Source organism: Neorhizobium sp. P12A (genome assembly GCF_008365395.1).
Classification (GTDB): Bacteria; Pseudomonadota; Alphaproteobacteria; order Rhizobiales; family Rhizobiaceae; genus Rhizobium.
On record NZ_QOVX01000002.1, the window covers coordinates 477,848 to 498,989 of the forward strand.

Consider the following 21,142-nt stretch of genomic DNA (forward strand, 5'->3'; position numbering starts at 1 on the left):
TGCAGGCGCTATCTCAGAATTCCGTCCAGTCCGCATCCTTTGCCGGAGCGGCTGCGACAGCCGCGTTGCCGCCTCCGAAAGCACTCATCAGCTTCTGGCCGAGTGCGCGGGCCGGCGAGGCGGTGGGGCGTGTTTTGCCCTCTTCGGCGGTGCGAACGGGGGCGATAGCCGGGCGACGGACGGCCGGCCGCGGCGCGTGACCTGCGGAGGCCTGTACCGGCGATGCGCGGAAGGTCTGGCCGCCATCTGTGCCGGTCAGGCGGAACTGGGCGAGCAGCGAGGTCAGGGCCGCAGCTTCCGAGGCAAGGCTGTGGCTGGCCGCCGTGCTCTCCTCGACCATCGCGGCATTCTGCTGTGTGCCGTGGTCCATCGTGTTGACGGCCGTGTTGATCTCCTGCAGGCCGGCCGACTGCTCGCGCGAGGCTTCTGCGATCGCATGGACGTGCTGGTTGATTTCCTGCACTTCCGCCACGATCGTGTCGAGCGCCTTGCCGGTTTCGCCGACCAGGTTGACGCCGGTCTGGACATGGCCGCCCGAAGTGGTGATCAGCGACTTGATCTCCTTGGCAGCATTGGCAGAGCGCTGTGCAAGCTCGCGCACTTCCTGTGCGACGACAGCAAAGCCCTTGCCGGCCTCGCCTGCGCGGGCAGCTTCGACGCCGGCGTTCAGCGCCAGAAGGTTGGTCTGGAAGGCGATATCGTCGATGACGCCGATGATATTGCCGATCTCGACGGAGGACTGCTCGATCTGCTGCATGGCGCGAACTGCATTGCGGACGATCTCGCCGGATTTTTCAGCGCCGGCCCGGGTGCGGGCAACGAGCTGGCTTGCTTCTTCTGCGCGCTTTGCGGCGTCCTTGACCGTCGTCGTGATCTGTTCAAGCGCCGCCGCGGTTTCCTCTACGGAGGCTGCCTGCTGTTCGGTGCGCTTCGAAAGCTCGTCTGCGGAACCGCGGATCTCGTTTGCGCCGGCGTTGATGGCGCGGGCGTTCGAGCCGACCGTCTGCAGGGTCTCGTTCAGCTTGTCGACGGAATTGTTGAAATCCTGGCGAAGCGCGTCCAGATGTTCGACGAACTGCGTGTCGATGCGCGTGACGAGGTCGCCGTCGGCGAGCCGCTTCAGGCCATCGCCCAGCGCCTCCACGGCCCTTTGCAGCGAGGCGGCTTCAGAAATCCGCTGTGCCTCGCGCTGCGTACGTTCGCTTTCCGTGAGGCTGCGATCGGCGTCTGCCTGGGCTTCCAGGCGGGCGCGCTCGATGGCGTTGTCCCGGAAGACGGAGACGGCAGATGCCATCTGGCCGATTTCGTCGCCGCGGTCGCGACCGTCGATCTCGTCCCTGGTATCGCCTTCAGCCAGCGATACCATGCGGCGATGCAGGCGCGTCAGCGGCGAAGCGATCCCGGCCTGAGCGACATAGACGCCGAGCGCCATCGCGGCGAGCGTCAGCGTGCCGAGAATGCCGAGGCTCCAGTCGATCGCCATATTGACGCGGGCAGAGACGGCGTCGGCACCCTTGTTCATGCGGTCGGTCAGGGCGTTGTTGTTGGTCTGCATCTTCGGGATGAGGATGTTCATCTTGTCGTAGAGCGCCGTCATCGAGGCAGTCGCTGCCTTGGTGTCGCCGGCCTTGCGCTGGTCGGCAACCTTGGCTGCCAGATCGTTCAGCTCGTCCATCCCGGTCAGGATTTCATCCATCTGGGTCTTCTGCGCCGGAACGAGCGCTTCGGCCTGCGACAGGCGGTTCTTGGCTTCGTCGAAACGGCTCTTCGCGGCGATAGTCGCCTTGTATGCGTCGCTGCTCGGGTCGAAGGCAAGCAGCAGGCTCGTCTGCAACACTGAAGTCAGCACTGACGTGCTCGACCGTGTTCCAAGCGTTGCGGCAACCGCCTCGCGATCGAGGAAGGTGCTATAGGTCTGGTCCGCCCTGCGGAACTCGCTGACGACGTAAAGCAGGCCGATGAAGGATATCGCGCCCAGCAGAACGATCACGGAGAGAATTTTGGTCTTGATCTTAAGACTTTTGAACATGATTTGCCCATCTGGGTGTAATCGCGCCGCACGACGGAGCGCGCGGACATCAACCCGAAGGCAACGATGTGTAACGCGCGGAACCTGATGCACGCAGGTGAAACCGAAATATTGGATATCCTTGCAAACAAGGCGCAAACGACTTGCGTCATGCGATCGGTCTTGGGGCCGATGTCGTTTCGGTACAAATAGAGTCGATATTGATTAATTGAGCCCTAAGAATCCGCAGCAATAAATCCTGATAGTGATGATGTTCCCGATTTTTTGGCAGTTGGGTTGTGGATGCCGTCAGGGTGGGCGGCGGCTCTGCAGCGTGGTAGACGTTGGAACGCCATTATTTCCTGCCAGAACTCCGTAGCTAAACCACCGGGTTTCATATTTCGATGCATCCCTGAATACGTTGGTGTAATCATGGTTGAAACACGCAATACGACGTGAATTTCCATCGAGGTCCGACATCAAAAACGTTTTATTTGTATGCAGCCAGAATAAACTGCGCAGCCCGACCGCGGAGCAGGTGTTCTCAGGATGGGAGAACATCAAGGTTTCGTCCGCGGGAACGAACAACGACGCCTGCAATCCGCTGAGCAGCGACCAGATCGAGTGGGCCGATATAATATTCGTGATGGAGAAATCGCACCGCAACAAAGTTTTGCGACAATATAAGAAGTCGCTCATCGGCAAGCGGTTGGTGTGTCTCGATATCCCCGACGACTATGACTACATGGACCCGGCACTCATCCGAATACTTGAGGCAAAAATTCCAAGGTATCTCTAGCGACGGCCGCCATGGTGTGCGTTTCGCGGATAGCGTTATTACAGTATGGAGATGCCTTCACTAAGACTTCCGTACCACGGGCACATGCGGGGTCTTGTGCCAGAAGAATGGGTTGGATCGCAGCTCGAAAACGGCGCGCCACGCGGCCAGCGACACCAGCATCCAGTAGAAGGGCACCATCATCCAGCGCCAGCCAATCTGGCGCTTTTCGTGTTCGATCATCGCCGCGGTCCCGAGGACCAGGAACGTAGCATAGCTGCCGAGTATATTGACGAAGTCGATGGCAAACAGCGCCCGGGTCGCGAGCGGGAGATCGTCGGTCGGAACGGCAAGCATGTCGATAACGGAGCGAACAAGAAACGCCAGGATGAGCGGATGCGCCAGCGATGAGAGCAGCATGCCGCCGATCAGCAATTGGAATACGACGAAACCGCGCATTCCCATCTCGCGGCGCAGGGCCGCGGGATCGCGCATCATCACAAGCCAGGTCTGCAGCCAGCCCTTGAACCAGCGCGTGCGCTGCCGTGTCCAGACGCCCATGGTGACGGGGGCGTCCTCCACGGTCTGGCGGCGGATCACGTCGGCGCGATAGCCGAGGCGATAGAGCCGCATGCCGAGATCGGCGTCCTCGGTCACGTTGAACGGATCCCAGCCGCCGACGGCTCGCAATATATCGGTGCGAAAATGGTTCGACGTTCCGCCGAGCGGCATCGGCATGCGGTGTGTCGCAAGCATCGGCAGCAGCGAGCGGAAGAGGGCGGAATATTCAAGCGAGAAAAGCGCGCTGATCCAGGATTCCCGTCCGTTCGCGATCACAAGCGGCGCCTGCAGGCAGGCGATGTTGTCGGGCGCGCTGGAAAAGCGGGCATGGGCTTCGCGCAGTTGCTGCGGATGAGGCCGATCCTCGGCGTCGTAGACGGCGAGATAGGTGCCACGCGCGCCGGCAAGCGCGTAGGTCAGCGCCTTCGGTTTGGTCCGCGGCTGCGACGGAGGCACTTCGATGATCTCGAATTGCGGGCCTGGCTTCTCGGCCTTCAGCGCCGCGATGGTCTCGACGTCGTCGGCCTCGCAGACAAGCTTGATATCCAGAAGGGACGCGGGCCAGTCGAGCCGTTTCAGGGTAGCGATCAATTGCCCGGCGATATCGGCCTCACGATAGAGCGCGACCATGACGGTGTAGATCGGAAGCGGCCCGTCACCTGGAAGGCTCGATGAGCGCCGGCGTCGTTTGCGCTGTAGCACCGCGCCGGCGCGCAACAATAGCGCAGCGAAATAGAGAAGCGACAGGAAGACATGCAGCGAGAGTTGTACCGCTTGGCTGACGAGCAATCCGGCAATCAGCAGGCTTGCGGCAACGCCGGTATAGAAGCCCTGATTGCCGTGAAAGACGACGCGGGCGCTGAAACGCGGCTGGCTTTCGAATAGCCCGGCGATCGTATCACGCACCCGCCTTGCCGAGCCGGCCCGCCAGACGGCTTTTCGCATGGTGGACGGGCTGGCGATCGCCCGCGAATCCTTGAGACCCGGCAGGCGGGTGATCGACGAGCGTATATCGCCAATCCGCCAGGCCTCGGGAGCGATAGCCGTCATCGGGGCTTGGCGAGAATGGGTCAGCCGCAGCATCCTTGGCCGGATCAACTGGCTGTCCAGCGAGGGACTGTCAACGATCGCACCATCCTCGACCGTTTCGACGAAAGGCAGGCGCAACGCTCGGGCGAGGGCGGCGTAATACGCCTTTTCCTCCACAAGCCCGCTTGCGATGAGTTCCTGCTCGATGCTCGTGCCGTTGGCAATCGCCCGCTGTGCCGCCGCCTCGATGTAGGGTTTGCCGATCCCGAGCTCACTGAGCGCAGAGATCTCCTGCTGCAGAAAGGAAGGCAACTCGTCAGAACACGCAGAGCCGACGCCCGCGGCTGTCGGTACGACCTCCGGTGCAACGGTCCGGACTATGGTCAATTGCGGTGGATATTCCCCGATACGCATGACTCTGCTACACCATCACCATGGCGGTGACGCCCCTGCTATCCCCGAGGGTGGATCATATTGAGACGCGCGCTACTTTCATCCCTAAATTTTAAGGGGTTTTTAAGATTTTACAGCCTAGGCGCGATTTTAATTGCATTTCTCCTCTCTGTGCCGGTCGCCCATGCGGAACCCGTCTCATCAGGTCTGCCCATCCTCTTTGACGCTCGCGAACGTCTTCCCAAACCCGATCTTTCCACCCTCGTCAGGCTGCGGTTCCTGACCTCGGTCGACTTTCCGCCCTTCAATTTCACCGACCAGAGCGGCAAGCTCGCGGGTTTCCATATCGATTTGATCAGGGAGATCTGCGACGAACTGGGCGTTTCGGAAAAATGCCAGATCCAGGCAATGCCCTTTGGCGATCTCCAGACGGCGCTCACCGCTTCCCAGGGGGATGCCGTCATTGCGGGCATTGCTGTGACGCCGGAATTGCGCAAGCAATATGCCTTTTCGCGGCCCTATCTGATGCTGCCGGCCCGTTTCATCCGCAATCTGAGCAAGCCGCTCGATGGCACGACCGCGGCTGCCCTTGCCGGCCATCCAGTCGGCGTGGTCAAGGGCACGGCGCATGAAGCCATGCTCGCCGCCTATTTCCCGGCGATCAAGTCCGTTCCCTTCGATAGCAAGGAAGCACTGCTTTCTGCGGTTAGGGATGGCAAGGTTGATGCGGCATTCGCCGATGGATTGCAATTTTCCTTCTGGGCATCATCGCCTGCTTCGGAAAAATGCTGCGCCCTATTCGATGGCCCCTATGTCTCGCAGCAATTCCTGAGCGAAGGCATGACCATCATGCTGCGCCAGCAGGATGCGGACCTCACGGCAGCCATCAACCACGCGCTGGCGACCCTGTCGCGCACCGGCCGCCTGCAGGAAATTTACCTGCGCTATTTTCCCCACGGGCTATACTGATCTGGCTGAGATCAAAGCGTTTTCGCTTTTCTTCGAATAGTAAAACCGCGGCCGCACCTTTGCTGGGTTTGCTAGCCCTTGCGATAGCGGGCAATGGCGCTGCGCTCGATGGCGGCACAGGTCAGCTTGTCGAGCCCGAGCCGATCGCGCAACAGGCTAAGCAGCCGCAATTCCTCGGCTTTGACGGAAAAATCCGCAGAAGCGACTTCGACGGCCAGCGCATAGGCGGTGTCGTAGAGGCGCGGCGAAAGCGTATCGCGCACCGTTTCCAGAACAATATCCAGCCCTTCCGGCCCGGAGAGCAGTTTGGCGCAATCGCGGGACACCGAGATCAGGTTCTCGTCATCGAAACCCTTGAAGACGGGCAGCGCCTGGATCAATTCGCCGATCCTGCTGAGCTCGCGGTCATTCATGGTCCGATCTACGGCTGATGCCATGACCATGACGTAGATCAGGGCTTCTTGAGCGGAAAGCGGGTGGTTCATCGTTCGGGCTATCCTTTTGACGGTCGCACCAAGTTAGAAAGTCCGGTTGCCCGTTGCAAGCCTTCCCGCTCATATCGGCCATCCGGCCTAAAATCGGGCCTCCCGCTCAAACCGGCCCCCCGCACAAATCGGCCCCTGGTTCAAATCGGATTGAGCGGATCTTCCACTGGCGGCGCGGGTGCCAGCGTGGACTTCGCGCCCTTGCGTGGATCGCTGCCGTAGATGCCGCGCTTCTGGTCGCGCGCTTCCTGATTGGCGTCCGAAAGCGATGCGCCCGGCGCCGGCTCTGCCCAGCCGTTGCGCACCAGCCAGTCGCTGAGATCGGTCTTGGCATAGCGGCAGGAGGCAACCGTGTCGGTTTGACCGGCAGACTCGGGCATATCGCAATCGACGGTGCGGCCTCGCAGGAACATGCGCAGCGCCGTGCGCGCTGTCGCCCCGCAGGGCCAGGTCTTGCCGCTGTCATCGACACAGATTCGGCCGGGATCTGTCGGCAGAACCCCCTGGAGCTGGATTTTCCTGCCGCCGATCGTCAGCTCGCCGGCGCGATTGGAAAAGGGACGTACCAGCTGTACGGTCTTGCCGGGTGTCGCGTTTTGCGGCGCGGGCGCCGCCGGGCCTTCAGGTGCTGCCGGCTGCGTCTGAGATCCATCCGGCGTCGCGGGCGCTGCCGGCGCCTGCCGAGCGCTCTTCTTCGCCGCATCCGCCAGTTCGGACGGGGATAGGCCCGTCTCCGGCGATGCGGGCAGCTGCGGCGCCACAGATGGCTGTTGCGGTAGCGGAGATTGCTGTTGTGGTATCGGAGATGGCGGTTGCACCGCAACGGTCCGACCCGGAACGGGCGTTGTGGTCGCGGGCGCTGCGGGCACAGGCGCCATGACTGCGGACGTCGGGACCGGATCGATGTGGAGCTCATCCTTTCCGGGGTGACCGAGGCTGGCCGTCACGACGTTCCTGGCAGCTATCTCCGATGGGCTTTGTGGCCGCGGAATCGGGATCGCGACCGATGCCTCTTTCGATGTCGCCTTGTAGGGATGGCCGGGCACAGCGGCAGCAACCGCCGCCGCCGGCGATGAATTTGGAGAAGGCTGCGGGGCGGGAGAGGGCAAAGGCTTGTCAACGGCGGGCTCTGATGTCGCCACCGATTTGCTTTCCTCCGGCTTGCTGCTTTCTGCAGGTTTGACGACGACCGGCGGCGGGGAAGCCTTGGCGTGCGCGTCGCCGGGCGGAGTGGGTGCCGGAGATGGCACCGCCGCGGGCTTGCTTTCCGCCGTCGCCTGAGGAGCAGCGGCCTGTGTCACCGTCGCAGGCGGCGCGGTAACCGGTGCGGCTGCCGGGGCCGGCGGATTGTTCGCCTTGGTATTATCTGCCGGCGTCACAGCCTTGGCTGCTTCGGTCGCCGGCGCAGGTGATGTTGCTGCAGGAGGCGTTGAAGGTGCCGGGGGAGGCGTTGCAGTCGCCGGCGATGCCGAGGCGACAGGTGCCGGTGGCGCAGCAGGAGCGGCGGCGGGAGTATTTTCCGCAACCTTCACCGGCCGCGGCGCGATGATCCATCCGCGGATTTCAAACTGGACTCCGATCAGCGTCAGCCAGGAGCCCACAACCATTCCTGCCAGTCCGGCCAGCCAAATCTCTCGACGCATAACAAGAAAACTTTCCTATTGGCTCGCCCATATAATCCGGGCGATCCATTCGACGTCCGATAGTTCCAGGCTGCGATTGGGGTGATCGGGATTGAGCGAAAGCAGCTCTATGCTGCGCGGGCTCTGGCGCAGCAGCACCTTGGCCATCACTTCGCCCTCCCGTGTCTTGACGACGACACGGTCGTTGCGGCGCACCTGCGCGCCGGGCTCGACGATCAGCACGTCGCCGTCGCGGTAGAGCGGCATCATGCTGTCGCCCTGGACTTCCAGCGCATAGACGCCGGCCTTCTGCGAGGGTGCGGCGGGAAATTCCACCACGTCCCAGCCCTGGCCGGCGGGAAAGCCGCCATCGTCGAAAAAGCCGCCGGCGCCCGCCTGCGCAAAGCCGAGCAGGGGAATGGAGCCTCCCTGCGGGGGGAAAGCGCCTTCCGGAATGCCGCCCGCAAGCGGCATCGGCCGCATGAGGCCGAGAAATTCCTCCATGCTGGCGCCGGTTGCGTCGAGCACCTTGGCGATCGATTCCGTCGAAGGCCAGCGCAGCCGCCCGTCGATGCTCAGCCGCTTGGATTTGTTGAAGGAGGTCGGGTCGAGGCCTGCACGCCGCGCAAGGCCGGACGGCGTCAGATCATGCCGCTCGGCAAGTCTGTCGATCGCCCCCCATATCTGCTCGTGTGACAGCATCGTCGCTCAAGGCCCGGAAAGCCGGCACGCCCGGCACATCTTCAGTCAGGCCTGAGATTAGCCGAGGCCTGTCTGCGAGTAAAGGGTTTGACAGGAATAAAATCCTTTATTAGCTCTTTGTTAACGGTTCGCCGATCACGCGAGATTGCCGTTCAAGCAACCATCGCCATGTTGATGCGGCCGAGCTGGATGACGGCCTGCGTGCGGCTGTCCACATTGAGCTTCAACAGGATTGCCGAAACATGCGCCTTGATGGTCGCTTCGGAAACGCCGAGTTCATAGGCGATCTGCTTGTTGAGCAGCCCTTCGGCCAGCATGGTGAGTACGCGGCTCTGCTGCGGCGTCAATGTCTGCAGGCGGCGCACGAGGTCGGCGATATCGGGGTCCTGTTCCTGGCCTTCCTGATAGTTGGAGGGCGTAAAGATATCGCCGGCAAGCACCGCCTGGATGCCGCGGCGGATATCGTCGATGCCGGAGGATTTGGAAATGAAGCCGGAAGCGCCGAATTCGAGCGCCCGGCGGATCGTGGTGGAATCGTCACTCGCCGATACGATCACGATCGGCAGGCTCGCAAATTCGGCCCTGAGTGCCATCAGCCCGGAAAAGCCGCTGCTGCCGGGCATTGAGAGATCGAGCAGCATGAGATCCGCCTCGACATGGGCCGAGGCCGCTGCGCGGGCCGCCTCGAAATCGCCGGCCTCGACGATGATCTGCTCCCCTTCCATGCCGCCGACCGCCTGCCGTAGTGCGCCGCGAAACAGCGGATGGTCGTCCGCAATGATGATGGTTTGCTCGCTCATTGAAGCCCCCTCCCAAGAGCCTGGCCACCCCCTTGCGGATGCGGCCTGCATCACATTTTATTCATATATCGCCCGGGTCTTCTGCGGAAGAGGCTTGTCGGTCTGCTCCTCGTTCTGGAATTCCTTCACCATGCCCATAAAGCTTCGCATCATCCGTTCCATGATCCCGATAGAGCGGTCGACTTCGGCATCAGTGGGCAGCGTCGACTTGCCTTCGTTCGCAGCGACGGACTTCTCCAGCGCCGTCACGCGGTCGGAGAGGCGGTCGAGTTCGGCGTCATAGGCCGCACGTTCGTCGGCCGCCATGCGGCAGACGAGGTTGCCGTCCTTGTCCTGGCAGATCGACATGGCGCCCGTCTGCTTGTCGAGGCGGACGAAATGATCGCCGCTGCGCTGCAGCTCGAAGCGCGCCGCATCCGGCTCGGCGGCGCCGGCGCAGAGCGGAAAGAGGAAAGCCAGACATGCTGTTGCCATTGCCTTGGTCATGTCATCCTCCGGATTTTTAGGAGCACAGGTGCAAATATTCGCCTTCGTCCGTGGACATCCGCGCCGCTTTTCGGCAAAGCGCTAGCGACAGCCACTCCCTGGCCCGAAGAGGATGATGACCGTGACGCCAGTCGTTTACAAGATCGTACCGGACGCGCTCTGGCAGGAAGCCAGACAAAGCGGAGTTTTTAAGGGCGCGAGCATCGATCTGACCGACGGTTTCATCCATCTCTCGACGGCAGTCCAGGCCAAGGAGACCGCTGCCCGGTATTTTTCCGGCCAGTCCGGCCTGCTGCTGGTGGCGATGGATGCCGCGTCCCTCGGCGACAGGCTGGTTTTCGAGCCCTCCCGCGGCGGCGATCTCTTCCCACATCTCTATGGCGAATTGCCGCTGACGTCGGTGCTCTGGGAAAAGCCGCTGCTGATTGGCGCTGACGGCGCGCATGTCTTTCCGGAGATGGGTGAATGATCGGTGCCTTGAAGGATATCGGCCGACGCGGCCTCTTCATGTTCGACCCGGAGACGGCGCATGGCATGTCGATCGCCGCGCTGAAATCCGGCCTCGTTCCGGCCTGCCGGACGAGAAGCGATCCACGCCTGCGCCAGACGGTCGCCGGGCTCGATTTCGAAAACCCTCTCGGCATGGCGGCGGGCTACGACAAGAATGCCGAGGTTCCGGAAGCGCTTCTGCGCCTCGGCTTCGGCTTTACCGAGATCGGTACGGTCACGCCGAAGGCGCAAGCCGGAAATCCGCGCCCGCGCATCTTCCGGCTGGTCGAGGATGACGCCGTCATCAACCGCCTCGGCTTCAACAATGAAGGCCATGAGGCTGCCTTCCGGCGCCTCTCCTCAATCCGCGGCAAGGGCATCATCGGCGTCAATATCGGCGCCAACAAGGACAGCACCGATCGCGTCAGCGACTACGTGACCGGCATCCGCCGCTTCTATTCCGTCGCGCGCTATTTCACCGCGAACATCTCCTCGCCCAACACGCCCGGCCTGCGCGACCTGCAGGCGCGCGAGAGCTTGGCTGCTTTGCTGTCGGCCGTGCTTGCCGCCCGCGACGAAGAAGCCGCAAAGGCTGGCCGGAAAATCCCGGTCTTCCTGAAGATCGCACCGGATCTGACGGAGGAGGGGATGGACGATATTGCGGCCGAGGCGCTTGCCCATGATCTCGATGGGCTGATCGTTTCCAACACGACGCTGTCTCGCGACGGTTTGAAGGATCAGCGGCAGGCAAAGGAGACGGGCGGCCTGTCAGGCAAGCCGGTCTTTGCAAAGTCGACGACCGTCCTTGCCAAGATGCGCCGGCGCGTCGGCCCGGCCATGCCGATCATCGGCGTCGGCGGTGTCTCGTCCGCTGAGACGGCGCTGGAAAAGATCCGTGCCGGTGCCGATCTGGTGCAGCTCTATTCCTGCATGGTCTACGAAGGCCCCGGCCTGCCCGGCAAGATCGTTTCCGGACTTTCGACATTGCTCGACAGCGAGCGCGTCAATTCGATCCGCGACCTGCGCGATACCAAGCTGGATTACTGGGCCGATCGGCCAATCTGACTAGCAAATGTCTGGTCGGCCCTCGGCTTGACCAGCATCATCAGGAAGACGCCGCGGAAGAGCAGAAAGCCGTTGAGCGACAACCAGAGCCCGAGGTTTCCGAGCCAGGGAACGAAGATCGCAAGCGCGATGAGATAGCCGGCAAAGGCCATCAGCATGCGGTTGCGCATGTCGCGAGACCATGTGGCGCCGATGAAGACGCCGTCCATGAGATAGGCAAGCGCGCCGGTCATTCCTGTGATCGCCGCGAGCGGCAGGTAGCTCTCGGCCGCTGAGCGCACCTCCTGCGAGGTGGTGAGCGCTGCAATGATGTCGGGTCCGAATGCGAGGAAGAACAGGCCGGCGATCGCAGCCAGGCTGAAGGACCAGCCCATGGTGAGCCTCAGTCCGCGATCGAAGGCGGGACGGTAGCCCGCACCGATCGCACGGCCGGTGATCTGCTCGGCGGCATTGGCAAGACCATCGAGATAGAAAGCCGAAATCAGCACGAAATTCATCAGCACCGCATTGGCCGCAAGCGTAACCGCGCCGAAATGGCTGCCGATACGCGTCATCAGCGTGAATGCGCCGAGGAGAACGAAGGTGCGGATCAGGATGTCGCGATTCAGCGCGAAAAGCTCGCCCAGCTTCTGCCGCGACAGCAGCTCCGATCGCGACGGCCGTTCTGAGCCGGAGAATTCATTGAGAACGATCGCAAGGCCGGTCACCGCGCCGACGGTTTCGCCAAGCAACGTTCCCCAGGCAACGCCTGAAACACCCCAACCAAGGCCAAGACCAAGCGCGATGGCAAGCAGGATATTGATGCCGTTGATCAGCGTCTGCAGGACGAGCCCGATCTTGCCCTGCCCACGCCCGAGCACGAATCCGAGGATTGCATAATTGGCGAGCGCCACCGGGCCGGAGAGAATGCGGATCGAGAAATAGGTGCGCGTCGCATCCGCCACGCCGCCTTCCGGTCCCATCAGCTTCAGCCCGAGCCATAGCAAGACGGGAGAGAGCACCAGCAGCAGTACGCCGCAGGCGATGGCAGACAGAAGCGCACGCCAGAAGACGGCCTGCTGTTCGTGCAGGTCGCGGCGGCCATAGGCCTGCGCCGTCAGGCCTGTGGTCGAGGAGCGCAGGAAATTGAAGCTGGCAAAGATCAGGTCGAATAGAACGGCGCCGATCGCAAGGCCGGCCAGCGATTCCGCCTGCCCGAGACGCCCGACGACGGCAGTGCCGGTCAGGCCGAGAAGCGGTGTCGTCATGAAGGCAAGCGTCATCGGCACGGCGATCGATAGCACCAGCCGGTGCGTCACATCGAACGCTAGCCTATTGTCCCGTGCCCCCTGATCCATGTCGCTGCCTTCCCGTCATTATACGGCGTTTGAGGACAGCACCATGGACCAATAGGGAAGGTTGTTGGAAGAGGGATCGCGCGCCAGTGCAACACCAAGGCCGGTATAGTGGCCAAGCATGTTTTCGAGATGGTGCGGCGAGTGGATCCAGGCGTTGACCACCGCATCGACGGTCTGCTGACCCTCGGCAATGTTTTCCGCGGCCGGCAGCTTGACGCCGCTTGCCTTCACGCGGCGGCCGAAATCGTCGCCGAAGCCGATGAAATGCGCCATCTTCTTCAGGCTAGCCATGCGCTTTGCCTGATAGAGCGCGGCTGCCTTGGCGGCCGGATCGATGCCAAGCGCCGGCAGCCCGTTCTTGGCCCGCAACGCGTTGACGAGCGGAAGTGCCGCTGCGGTCTGGTCGTTGCCGGGCGCGTTGTACACTTGCGGCGACTGGGTCGCGCAGCTTGCGGCGCCGGCAGCAAGTGCAAGAGCGGTGAAACGTAGCGCGCTGCGGCGGGTGAAAAGCGTGGATTGTGTGGTCATGTCAGCGATTGTAGTTGAAGAGACGGAGGACGATGAAGATCGGGATCACGATGGTCGCGCCCAGGATAAGATAGTCGCCGAACTTGCCGAGCGCGGCAAAGCCGGTATGCCAGATGTCGAGCACGACATGCCTGATATTGTAGATCAGATCCATCGGCTGCCAGCCCATGACCTTCATCACGAAGCCGACGATCAGCGACACCACGATCAGCTTGACGATCGTACGGGCGGGCGAATCCCCGAGAAATCTGTTCATCTGATCCGACATTCGCAATCTCCTGTTTGCCCTGGGATAAGGCCACGAATCGAACGTCGCAAGCGCTTTTGCGGCATTGCGGGGCTCTGCCTGAAATAGGACTTGAGTTTTTTTGTGGCCACCGCCAGATAGCGGCCGTTCCCAACAGAGTTTTTTCATGCCCAGAGCCCAGCTATCTTCCGGCGACGTTACAGCCGATCGCCGCGCCGACTATGCCAAGATGCTAGATGAGGGCGGCGACCCGTCGGCAGCGGCCGAACTGATGGAGCAGGCGCTGGAACTGGCGCCTTCCTGGGCCGCCGGCTGGCATCAGCTGGGAACCTACCGCGAAAAGGCGAAGGACGCCGCCGGCGCTGCCGCAGCCTTCGAAAGGGTGCTGGCGCTCGATCCCGACGATATATTCGGCGCGCGGCTGAAGCTTGCTGTTTTGGGCGCGACCGAAATGCCCGATGTGCCGCCCAGCCGCTATGTCGAACGCCTCTTCGACGACTATGCCGATCGCTTCGAGAAATCGCTGGTCGAGAAGCTGGATTACACGGTGCCCCGCAAGCTCGCGGCCCTGATATCGGAAGCCCCGGCCATCCCCCGGCATTTCCGCCTTGCGATCGATCTCGGCTGCGGCACCGGATTGCTGGGACCCGAAATCCGGGCCGGCGTCGACCGGCTGGAAGGCTTCGACCTCTCGCAGAACATGCTGGCAAAGGCGGATGCCAAGGGCGTCTACGATCATCTGGCCCAAGCTGATCTCTCGCTGCCGCCGGCTAGCTCGGGCGTCACGGGCGACGGCCTTGCCGCCCATCGCGCCGACCTGATCACCGCAGCCGATGTGCTGATGTATCTCGGCAATCTCGAAAGCGTCTTTGCGATCGCCGACGAGCTGGCCTTGCCGGAGGCAGTCTTTGCCTTTTCGGTCGAGGATGGCGGGGAGGGCGATGGCGTACAATTGCGCGATTCCCTGCGTTATGCCCATTCGGAGACCTATGTCAGGACTCTTTGCGACAGGCATGGCTTCGATGTCGTCGAGCTTGCCAGAACGACCATTCGCAAAGATGGCGGAAAACCCATTTCCGGCATCCTGTTCCTTACGCAGAAATCGTCCTGAAGGAACGATTCTTGCGAAGTTAAAATAGGTCAGTATTGCTTACGTATTTTGCTTGCGGAGAGGGCGGGAAGTCTCGATAATTCGCGCCAATAGCTGGAGAGAACGGCGTCCTGGACGCGTGGGGACCGCTCGGCTGGATTTCATCTCACATGACCCGCCACGCTCAAGCCCGCCTTGAAGCGTTCATGAACTCGTCCGCCGTTGGAGAATGACGACATGGCCCAGCTCATCAGTGCCCTTGGTTTTGGAAATACCGCTGCCACGCGTCATACGCCGATCGAGGACGTGCAAGGCGTCTTTTCCGGCAGCCTCGTCTCCGCCATCGGCCTGTATCTGCTGGCAAGCGCCGGTCTGCTGACCGGCAGCACCGCCGGCGTCGCCTTCCTCCTGCACTATGCTTTCGGCATCAATTTCGGCCTTGCCTTCTTCCTGCTCAACCTGCCGTTCTTCTATCTGTCCTGGAAGCAGCTCGGCATGGCCTTCACGATCAAGACCTTCATTGCCATCGGCCTGACCTCGCTGCTGACGACGCTGCAGCCGAAGGTGATGGCGATTGCCGCCATCCATCCGGCTTGGGCGGCACTCGTCGGCGGTCTTCTTCTCGGCTACGGATTGCTGGCGCTCTATCGCCATCGCGCCAGCCTCGGCGGCGTCGGCATTCTCGGCATCTATGTTCAGGAACGTTTCGGCATCCGCGCCGGTCTCGTCCAGATGGGGATCGACCTCTGCGTGCTGGCGACGGCCTTCTTCGTCACCACACCGCCGATCATTCTCTATTCGGTTTTCGGCGCCATCGTGATGAACCTCTTCATCGCGATCAACCATCGGTCCGACCGCTACGTCGCTCTGACGCGCCAAGCCGATACCCCCCAACCCCGTGCGAATGATAAACTATTCGTAACTTGCCACTCGTCTGGCGCAGGAGGACAATTCTCTTGCGCCGGATAGATGAGGTGAAGATATGTCAGAGTTGGAAAAGCTTGTCAGACGCCGCATGCAGGAAGAATACGCCAAGGGTTCTTCTGCGGAAAGGATAGCACAGGTTGTCCGGGAAATATTCGAAAACGTCCATGCGTCGGGCGAGCAGCAACATGCCGGCGCGACGGAAAAGGGCGCTGACCACGCCTGATTGAAGGTCGCCGACCCGATTTATTCGGGTCGGTCATGTGCTGTTTTCGCTGTGCCAACAACGTTTTCGCCGGCACAAAGGAAATTTCTTACGCAGCCTTCGTGGCCGCATCGATCGGATGCTGTGCCCGGAAGCTGACGGCAAGACGGTTCCAGATATTGATCGCGCCGATGGCGACGGTGATCTTCGTCATTTCCTCTTCCGAGAACTGCGCCTTGAGCGCCTCGTAATCGGCATCCGGAGCGCCGGTTTCCGAAATCTTCGTCACAGCGTCGACCCAGCCGAGCAGGGCGCGTTCGCGCGCGTCATAGATCGGGGATTCCCGCCAGACGCACATCAGGTTGATCCACTGTTCGGAAAGCCCATCATGGCGCGCTTCCTTGACATGCATGTCGACGCAATAGGCGCAGCCGTTGATCTGCGATGCGCGCAGCTTGATCAGGTGGATGAAGCGGCGGTCGAGGCCGGAGGTCTGGACATACTGTTCCAGGGCGGCGACGGCCTTATAGGCATCAGCAGAAGCTTTGGCGAAGTTGAAACGGGGTTGCATGGTGTTTTCTCCTTTGGTCGCGAGCCCTCAGCGGCTCGCTTTGCGTTCGTGAAGTTCAAGAAAGGCGCAGCCGCGAGCGGCAATGCCGCCGTCGTCGTCTGCGTTCAGTTCTGCCACAAGGTCGGCAATCGACACCTTGGCGAGTTCGGCGCGATAGGCCTTTTCGGCCCTCAGCATTGCGGCACTGACCTGGCAGGGCTTGGTGAAGTAGCGGCCAGGAAGCGGATTAGGCCCACGCTGTCGGATTTCGCTGCAGCGGAAGGCTGGCTGCGGTCCTTCGACGGCAAGGACGATGTCGAGCAGCGAAATCTCCCTAGGCGCCTTCGCCAGCCGATAACCGCCCTTCGGCCCGGGCACGGTATTGACGAGGCCTGCGCCCGAGAGCGCCTGCAGGTGCTTCAGCAGATAGCTCACCGAAACCCCGTGAAATTCCGCAAGGGCCGCAGCCGACAGCACGCCCTCTTCCGAAAGGCCGGAAAGCACCGCCACGCAATGGATTGCCTGTTCGACACCGTCACCGAGTTTCATGACCATCTCCTATCATGGATAATATTTATCCATGATTTGGCGCACATGTCAAGAAGCCGGTCATCATCGCCGTCGGGCCGACGAAATGCCGTTGCTTTCCGAATTCATCGTCCTACTGGGAGGTCGCCGGGCTGGAGCTTTCCGAGGGGTCCTTACCCTTGTGCAAATGAGAACTCGACAGCGAATAGCCCACGCAAATGACGAAGCCGACCGCAAGCGCGGCAATCATCAAGCGGTTTCCGAACTTCGAATCCATGCAGCACCTTTGCCGTGACTGTCACGGGAAAACACGCCCGCATGTCAGATGTTCCGAAACGAGCTCTCGGTCAGGACTGCGAGTTGACTTGTCCCATAGGAGGGATCTGCTTCAATTCTCTCCTATTTGAACTACATTCATGCCGTGGATCAGATCGATGTCGAAACCAGCGTCAGCCTGCCCGTCCCTTTCACCCGCTGGTTTGCGGAAAAGGGCTGGCAGCCGCGCGCCCATCAGCTGGAGCTGCTCGCCCGCACCGAGGCCGGCGAAAGCACGCTTCTGATCGCGCCGACCGGTGCCGGCAAGACGCTGGCCGGCTTTCTCCCCTCGCTCACCGATCTGACCCGCCGCGGCAAGATCCCACCTGGCTCCGCCTTCACCGGCATTCACACGCTCTACATCTCGCCGCTGAAGGCGCTTGCCGTCGATATCGAGCGCAACCTGACGAAGCCGGTGACCGAGATGGGCCTGCCGGTCACCATCGAAAACCGCACCGGGGATACGCCCGTTGCTAAGCGCCAGCGCCAGAAGCTGAACCCGCCCGACATCCTGCTGACGACGCCGGAGCAGGTGGCCCTGCTGCTGGCGAATGGCGAAGCGGAACGCTTCTTCAAGGATTTGAAATACGTCATCTTCGACGAATTGCATTCGCTGGTCACGTCAAAACGCGGCCATATGCTTTCCCTCGGTCTTGCCCGGCTTCGCAAGCTGGCGCACGGGCTGCAGACGATTGGCCTGTCCGCGACGGTAGCCGAACCGATGGACCTGCAGAAATGGCTGGTGGCGCAACAGGAAGGTTGCGAGCATCACGCCGGCCTCGTCATGGTCGAAGGTGGTGCAAAACCCGACATTTCCATCCTGCACACCGAGGAGCGCATCCCCTGGTCCGGCCATTCGGCCAAATATGCCATCCCCGACGTCTACAAGCAGCTGCTCGATCACAAGACGACGCTGCTCTTCGTCAACACCCGGTCCCAGGCCGAAATGCTGTTCCAGGCGCTCTGGACCGTCAACGACGACAACCTGCCGATCGCGCTGCATCACGGCTCGCTCGATGTCGCCCAGCGCCGCAAGGTCGAGGCCGCGATGGCCGCAAACAAGCTGCGGGCCGTCGTCGCTACCTCGACGCTCGATCTCGGCATCGACTGGGGCGATGTCGATCTCGTCATCCATGTCGGCGCGCCCAAGGGTGCGTCGCGCCTTGCCCAGCGCATCGGCCGCGCCAATCACCGCATGGACGAACCCTCCAAGGCAATCCTCGTTCCCGCCAACCGTTTCGAGGTGATGGAGTGCCAGGCAGCCCTCGATGCGAATTATATCGGCGCGCAGGACACGCCGCCGGTCGGCCGCGGTGCGCTCGATGCGCTTGCCCAGCATGTGCTCGGCATGGCCTGCGCCGAGCCCTTCGACATGCTGCAGCTCTATGATGAGATAACCAGCGCCTCGCCCTATGCCGATCTCTCCTGGGAAACCTTCGAGCGCATCGTCGATTTCGTCGCGACCGGCGGCTATGCGCTGCGCACCTATGAGCGCTACGCCCGCATTCGCAAGACGCCGGAGGGACTGTGGCGCGTTTCCAACCCGCAGGTCGCCCAGCAATATCGCCTGAACCTCGGCACCATCGTCGAAAGCCCCATGCTGAATCTGAGAATGGTCAAGCGCGGCGAGGGCGGGCGCATCGGTCGCGGTGGCGCCACACTCGGCAAGATGGAGGAATATTTCTTCGAGCAGCTGTCTCCCGGCGACACTTTCATCTTTTCAGGCAAGGTGCTGCGCTTCGAGGGCATCCGCGAAAACGAGGCCTTAGCGAGCCAGGCCTATTCCAACGATCCCAAGATCCCGTCCTATGCCGGCGGCAAGTTCCCGCTTTCCACTTATCTCGCCGATCAGGTCCGCACCATGCTCTCCGATCCGGATCGCTGGAGCCATCTGCCGGATCAGGTGCGCGATTGGCTGGCGATCCAGCAGGAAAAGTCGATACTGCCGAAGCGCGACGAGCTTTTGATCGAGACATTTCCGAGGGGAAGCCGCGCTTACATGGTCGCCTATCCCTTCGAGGGGAGGCTGGCGCACCAGACGCTCGGCATGCTGCTGACCCGCCGGCTGGAACGCGCCGGCGCCAAGCCGCTCGGCTTCGTGGCGACGGACTATTCGCTCGGCATCTGGGGCCTCGAGGACATGGGAGAGATGATCGCGAACGGCAAGCTCGACCTGTCAGAACTCTTCGACGAGGACATGCTGGGCGATGATCTCGAAGCCTGGCTCGACGAATCCTTCCTTTTGAAGCGCACCTTCCGCAATTGCGCCGTGATTGCTGGCTTGATCGAGCGCCGGCATCCCGGCAAGGAAAAGACCGGACGGCAGGTGACTGTCTCCGCGGACCTCATCTACGACGTGCTGCGCAGCCATGAGCCGGACCACATTTTGTTGCAGGCAACCCGTCAGGATGCGGCGACCGGGCTTTTGGATATTTCGCGGATCGGCGATATGCTGAGGCGAATCAAGGGCCACATCACCCACCGGGCGCTGGACCATATTTCGCCTCTTGCCGTGCCTGTTATGCTGGAGATCGGCAGGGAAGCGGTGCCGGGCGAGGCGCATGACCATCTGCTGGCGGAAGCTGCAGACGATCTGATTGCCGAGGCGCTCGCCTAACCCTCCCCTTGAGGGGGAGGGTCGGCACGTAGTGCCGGGGTGGGGTGACAGCGGCGGTCGAGGGGTCACCCCCACCCGTCGCTTCGCGACGACCTCCCCCTCAAGGGGGAGGTAGATGGCCGCGCATGGCCTCCGACACTGGAAAGAAACAGACGTGATGCATCGCCTAGCCCTTGCCGCCCGCACGACAATGATGACCGACATCGCCCCCGGCGTGGACACCTCGGTCCACGGCGTCGCTGCCGTCTGCGATCCGCTCGGCGCGCTCTATCTGCCCGATGACGGCATTCTGGTCGTGTCTGATCTGCATCTGGAAAAGGGGGCAGCCTTTGCCCGCCGCGGCATGATGCTGCCGCCCTATGATACGCTGGCGACGCTGACCGTGCTTTCAGCCGTCATTTCCCGCTACGATCCGAAGCTCGTTATCTCGCTCGGCGACAATTTCCATGATCGCGTCGGCTCCGCGCATCTGCCCGATGCCTTCCGCGCGCTTATCGTCGAGATGGCGCGTGGCCGTGAATGGGTCTGGATCAACGGCAACCACGATCCCGATGGAACCGTGGACCTGCCGGGCAATTCCGTCGACGAGATGCACTATAACGGCCTGACCTTCCGCCACGAGCCCAGGGACGGCCTGCAGAAGGGCGAGATATCGGGCCACCTGCACCCGTCGGCGACGGTTCGCCGCCGCGACAGGGCCATCCGCCGTCCCTGTTTCGCGACCGACGGCGCCCGCCTGCTGATGCCGGCCTTCGGTGTCATGAGCGGCGGCCTGGATCTGCGCCACAAGGCGATGCACGGCCTCTTCGATCATGCCGCGCTGATCGCCCATCTGCTCGGCCGCGACCGGATCTATTCGGTCAGGTTCGGGCGGCTTTCGGCCTGACGCATCCAAATTTGTTTCAGTAGCATGCCACTATCCAACGCGATCACAGGAGCCAGCATGCGACTTCCGTCCTTTGCCCTTGCATTGTTCTTCGGCCTATCCGCCATCACCACCCAGGCCCTTGCAGCCGGCTTCGAGACGCCCGAAGCGCTGCTGAAGGCGCTCTACAGCAATCAGGGCAAATCGACGGACGGCCCCACGCCCTATGCTCCTTATTTCTCCGATCACCTGAACGGTCTCTTTCAGGACGACCTCAAGAAGACCCAGCCCGGCGATGTCGGCGCCATCGATTTCGATCCCGTCATCGCAGGCCAGGATGGAAAAGCCACGCATGTGAAGATCGGCAAGCCTGACGTCGATGGCGATAACGCCAAGGTGGTCGTCAATTTCGAGAATGGAGGGCCGGTGACGCTCTACTACACGCTGGTGCGCGAACATGGCGGCTGGAAGGTCGACGACATCGCCGACAAGGCGGGGGACAATTCCTGGTCGCTCGGCGACATCTTCGCAAACGCCCAATACTGACGG

22 protein-coding genes and 1 pseudogene are annotated in these 21,142 nt (G+C 61.9%); 10 read left to right on the forward strand and 13 right to left on the reverse strand.

Translation table 11 applies throughout. The features are described from left to right. Window positions 1-13: 13 nt before the first annotated feature. The gene (locus DTW90_RS08390) at window positions 14-2,029 is read right to left on the reverse strand and encodes a methyl-accepting chemotaxis protein (protein ID WP_149337613.1); all 2,016 of its coding nucleotides are present in this window, start codon (window positions 2,027-2,029) and stop codon (window positions 14-16) included. Between the two features lie 457 nt (window positions 2,030-2,486). Here DTW90_RS08390 and DTW90_RS08395 point away from each other — a divergent pair, with 457 nt between their 5' ends. Then, window positions 2,487-2,807 (forward strand): low molecular weight protein tyrosine phosphatase family protein, encoded by a 321-nt coding sequence (locus tag DTW90_RS08395; RefSeq protein WP_149338392.1) that lies wholly within the window; start codon window positions 2,487-2,489, stop codon window positions 2,805-2,807. 60 nt (window positions 2,808-2,867) lie between these two features. On the opposite strand, the gene DTW90_RS08400 is transcribed toward DTW90_RS08395, so the two are convergent. Beyond that, window positions 2,868-4,790 (reverse strand): glycosyltransferase family 2 protein, encoded by a 1,923-nt coding sequence (locus tag DTW90_RS08400; protein WP_149337615.1) that lies wholly within the window; start codon window positions 4,788-4,790, stop codon window positions 2,868-2,870. Between the two features lie 60 nt (window positions 4,791-4,850). Between DTW90_RS08400 and DTW90_RS08405 the strand changes: the two genes are divergently transcribed. Further along, entirely contained in the window at window positions 4,851-5,738 is an 888-nt protein-coding gene (locus tag DTW90_RS08405; RefSeq protein ID WP_149337617.1) for a transporter substrate-binding domain-containing protein, read from the forward strand. A 71-nt stretch (window positions 5,739-5,809) separates the two neighbouring features. Here DTW90_RS08405 and DTW90_RS08410 read toward each other — a convergent pair whose 3' ends face one another. From DTW90_RS08410 to DTW90_RS08430, 5 genes are all read right to left on the reverse strand, one after another. After that, a complete protein-coding gene (locus DTW90_RS08410) occupies window positions 5,810-6,223 on the reverse strand; it encodes a tellurite resistance TerB family protein (RefSeq protein WP_132520973.1) in 414 nt (137 codons plus the stop codon). A gap of 140 nt (window positions 6,224-6,363) precedes the next feature. Beyond that, complete coding sequence (locus DTW90_RS08415; RefSeq protein ID WP_132520975.1) at window positions 6,364-7,866, reverse strand: thermonuclease family protein; 1,503 nt, start codon at window positions 7,864-7,866, stop codon at window positions 6,364-6,366. Window positions 7,867-7,881: 15 nt separating this feature from the next. Next, a complete protein-coding gene (locus tag DTW90_RS08420; protein ID WP_132520977.1) occupies window positions 7,882-8,547 on the reverse strand; it encodes a helix-turn-helix transcriptional regulator in 666 nt (221 codons plus the stop codon). Window positions 8,548-8,699: 152 nt separating this feature from the next. After that, window positions 8,700-9,347, reverse strand: a complete 648-nt coding sequence (locus DTW90_RS08425; RefSeq protein ID WP_149337619.1) for a response regulator transcription factor — start codon at window positions 9,345-9,347, stop codon at window positions 8,700-8,702. A gap of 57 nt (window positions 9,348-9,404) precedes the next feature. Further along, window positions 9,405-9,833: a hypothetical protein gene (locus tag DTW90_RS08430; protein WP_246664913.1), complete on the reverse strand. Its 429-nt coding sequence runs from the start codon at window positions 9,831-9,833 to the stop codon at window positions 9,405-9,407. A 112-nt stretch (window positions 9,834-9,945) separates the two neighbouring features. Between DTW90_RS08430 and DTW90_RS08435 the strand changes: the two genes are divergently transcribed. Together DTW90_RS08435 and DTW90_RS08440 are read left to right on the forward strand one after the other, a co-directional pair. Then, window positions 9,946-10,302 carry a DUF952 domain-containing protein gene (locus tag DTW90_RS08435; RefSeq protein ID WP_149337621.1) on the forward strand — a complete coding sequence of 119 codons (357 nt, stop codon included), beginning with the start codon at window positions 9,946-9,948 and terminating at the stop codon, window positions 10,300-10,302. Continuing rightward, window positions 10,299-11,387, forward strand: coding sequence for a quinone-dependent dihydroorotate dehydrogenase (locus DTW90_RS08440; protein WP_149337623.1), 1,089 nt, complete (start codon window positions 10,299-10,301; stop codon window positions 11,385-11,387). Before DTW90_RS08435 ends, DTW90_RS08440 begins: the two co-directional genes overlap by 4 nt. Here the strand turns inward: DTW90_RS08440 and DTW90_RS08445 are convergent. The 3 genes from DTW90_RS08445 to DTW90_RS08455 are packed head-to-tail and all read right to left on the reverse strand — an operon-like array spanning window position 11,363 to window position 13,520. Next, window positions 11,363-12,724, reverse strand: a complete 1,362-nt coding sequence (locus tag DTW90_RS08445) for an MATE family efflux transporter (protein WP_149337625.1) — start codon at window positions 12,722-12,724, stop codon at window positions 11,363-11,365. The genes DTW90_RS08440 and DTW90_RS08445 overlap by 25 nt on opposite strands. Before the next feature lie 18 nt (window positions 12,725-12,742). Next, complete coding sequence (locus DTW90_RS08450; protein WP_149337627.1) at window positions 12,743-13,252, reverse strand: CAP domain-containing protein; 510 nt, start codon at window positions 13,250-13,252, stop codon at window positions 12,743-12,745. 1 nt (window position 13,253) lies between these two features. Further along, a complete protein-coding gene (locus DTW90_RS08455; protein WP_132520989.1) occupies window positions 13,254-13,520 on the reverse strand; it encodes a DUF6460 domain-containing protein in 267 nt (88 codons plus the stop codon). A gap of 145 nt (window positions 13,521-13,665) precedes the next feature. Between DTW90_RS08455 and DTW90_RS08460 the strand changes: the two genes are divergently transcribed. The 3 genes and pseudogenes from DTW90_RS08460 to DTW90_RS37050 all read left to right on the forward strand — a co-directional run bounded on the left by DTW90_RS08460 (window position 13,666) and on the right by DTW90_RS37050 (window position 15,739). Next, window positions 13,666-14,610, forward strand: coding sequence for a methyltransferase domain-containing protein (locus DTW90_RS08460; RefSeq protein ID WP_149337629.1), 945 nt, complete (start codon window positions 13,666-13,668; stop codon window positions 14,608-14,610). Window positions 14,611-14,826: 216 nt separating this feature from the next. Continuing rightward, window positions 14,827-15,459 (forward strand): annotated as a pseudogene (locus DTW90_RS08465) (YitT family protein); the annotation flags it as partial. Window positions 15,460-15,571: 112 nt separating this feature from the next. Next, window positions 15,572-15,739 carry a hypothetical protein gene (locus DTW90_RS37050; protein WP_188079905.1) on the forward strand — a complete coding sequence of 56 codons (168 nt, stop codon included), beginning with the start codon at window positions 15,572-15,574 and terminating at the stop codon, window positions 15,737-15,739. Window positions 15,740-15,827: 88 nt separating this feature from the next. Here DTW90_RS37050 and DTW90_RS08470 read toward each other — a convergent pair whose 3' ends face one another. The 3 genes from DTW90_RS08470 to DTW90_RS37055 form a co-directional block, all read right to left on the reverse strand. Then, window positions 15,828-16,289, reverse strand: a complete 462-nt coding sequence (locus DTW90_RS08470) for a carboxymuconolactone decarboxylase family protein (protein WP_132520995.1) — start codon at window positions 16,287-16,289, stop codon at window positions 15,828-15,830. A gap of 27 nt (window positions 16,290-16,316) precedes the next feature. Next, entirely contained in the window at window positions 16,317-16,817 is a 501-nt protein-coding gene (locus DTW90_RS08475) for an Rrf2 family transcriptional regulator (RefSeq protein ID WP_149337633.1), read from the reverse strand. A 112-nt stretch (window positions 16,818-16,929) separates the two neighbouring features. Beyond that, window positions 16,930-17,073 (reverse strand): hypothetical protein, encoded by a 144-nt coding sequence (locus DTW90_RS37055; RefSeq protein WP_188079906.1) that lies wholly within the window; start codon window positions 17,071-17,073, stop codon window positions 16,930-16,932. 144 nt (window positions 17,074-17,217) lie between these two features. Between DTW90_RS37055 and DTW90_RS08480 the strand changes: the two genes are divergently transcribed. From DTW90_RS08480 to DTW90_RS08490, 3 genes are all read left to right on the forward strand, one after another. Further along, window positions 17,218-19,728, forward strand: coding sequence for a ligase-associated DNA damage response DEXH box helicase (locus tag DTW90_RS08480; RefSeq protein WP_149337635.1), 2,511 nt, complete (start codon window positions 17,218-17,220; stop codon window positions 19,726-19,728). A 157-nt stretch (window positions 19,729-19,885) separates the two neighbouring features. Beyond that, entirely contained in the window at window positions 19,886-20,614 is a 729-nt protein-coding gene (pdeM, locus tag DTW90_RS08485; RefSeq protein WP_149338396.1) for a ligase-associated DNA damage response endonuclease PdeM, read from the forward strand. Window positions 20,615-20,671: 57 nt separating this feature from the next. Next, window positions 20,672-21,139, forward strand: coding sequence for a DUF3828 domain-containing protein (locus DTW90_RS08490; RefSeq protein WP_132521001.1), 468 nt, complete (start codon window positions 20,672-20,674; stop codon window positions 21,137-21,139). Window positions 21,140-21,142 lie beyond the last annotated feature (3 nt).